The organism is Catenibacterium sp. (assembly GCF_052354645.1).
GTDB lineage: Bacteria > Bacillota_I > Bacilli_A > Erysipelotrichales > Coprobacillaceae > Catenibacterium > Catenibacterium mitsuoka_A.
The window spans coordinates 1-1576 of the sequence record NZ_DAWDDM010000367.1; the positions used below are offsets into that span (position 1 = coordinate 1).

A 1576-nucleotide genomic window follows, 5' to 3' on the forward strand; every position below is an offset into this window, starting at 1 on the left:
TTATCTTATAAAGATTACTCTATTTTATACCTTATTTATATCATCATCTAAACAAGAATCATATCTATTAGCTACAATAGCCTGACTTTCTTTCTTGAACTTCTTTAAATCATTAATAACTAAAGAACCAAAGAAAGTATCTCCATCCTTAAGTGTTGGTTCATAAATAACAACCTTAGCACCCTTAGCTTTAATTCTCTTCATAACACCCTGAATAGAAGACTGTCTAAAGTTGTCAGAATTAGACTTCATAGTAAGTCTATATACACCAATGACTTTTTCTTCTTCTTTGCTTGGATCATAATCGCTATTTGCTTCATATCCACCAGCCATTTCAAGTACTTTGTCTGCAATATAATCTTTTCTAGTTCTATTACTTTCAACAATAGCACTAATCATATTCTGTGGAACATCATTAAAGTTAGCTAATAACTGTTTAGTATCCTTAGGTAAACAATATCCTCCATAACCAAAACTTGGGTTATTGTAATGAGTACCAATACGTGGATCTAAACATACACCATTAATGATTTCCTGTGTATTTAAACCTTTTGTTTCAGCATAAGTATCTAATTCATTAAAGTATGATACACGTAATGCGAGATATGTATTAGCAAATAATTTAACTGCTTCTGCTTCAGTGAATCCCATAAATAAAGTATTAATGTTTTCTTTAATAGCACCCTGCTGTAATAGTGATGCAAATACTTTAGCTTTTTCTCTAGTGTCTTCATCACAAGAAACAATAATTCTAGAAGGGTATAGGTTATCATATAAAGCCTTAGATTCACGTAAGAACTCTGGGCTAAAGATAATATTCTTAGTATTATATTTAGCTCTTACAGAAGCTGTATAGCCTACAGGGATAGTAGACTTAATAACCATAGTAGCATCAGGATTTACCTTTAATACTAATTCAATAACTGCTTCTACTGCAGAACAGTCAAAGAAGTTTTTCTTACTATCGTAGTTAGTAGGTGCTGCAATAACAACATAATCAGCATTCTTATATGCTTCTTCACCATCTAATGTAGCAGTTAAGTCTAGTTCTTTTTCAGCTAAATATTTTTCAATATAATCATCCTGGATAGGAGACTTCTTATTGTTGATAAGTTCTACTTTACTAGGAATAATATCAACAGCTGTTACATGGTGATGCTGAGAAAGAAGAGTTGCAATAGATAAACCTACATATCCAGTACCAGCTACTGCAATATTGTATTTCTTATCTACTACAGGTTTACTAGTTTCTTTCTTTTCTTCTTCGAATAAGTCTGTTACTTCAAAATCTAATACTTCAGCTAATGATTGTAACTGATCAATAGAAGGAATATAATCCTGTCCTTCTAATCTACTAAGCATTGCTCTATGGATACCAGTCATATCAGCAAGCTGAGCCTGTGTTAACTTCTTTTCTTTTCTTTTAGCAGAAACAACGTCTGCCATCTTTGAATAAGAGATCTTCTTCATCTTATTTCCTCCCTAAATGTTATTTATAATCACAAATATAATAAATATTACTTGCTTTTAAAACAGTCATAGTTTATCAAAGTTTATTTTAAATGTCAATTAAAAT

The 1576-nt window shown here is 30.8% G+C and carries 1 protein-coding gene; it reads right to left on the minus strand.

Annotated elements, in window-relative coordinates:
• Nucleotides 1-24 precede the first annotated feature (24 nt).
• Nucleotides 25-1470, minus strand: coding sequence for a nucleotide sugar dehydrogenase (locus ACT8VG_RS11045; RefSeq protein WP_444195914.1), 1446 nt, complete (start codon nt 1468-1470; stop codon nt 25-27).
• Nucleotides 1471-1576: the final 106 nt, after the last annotated feature.

Bases quoted from the DNA above. Each gene is read 5' to 3' on its own strand.
- ACT8VG_RS11045 (WP_444195914.1), bottom strand. From the start codon at position 1,470: ATGAAGAAGATCTCTTATTCAAAGATGGCAGACGTTGTTTCTGCTAAA.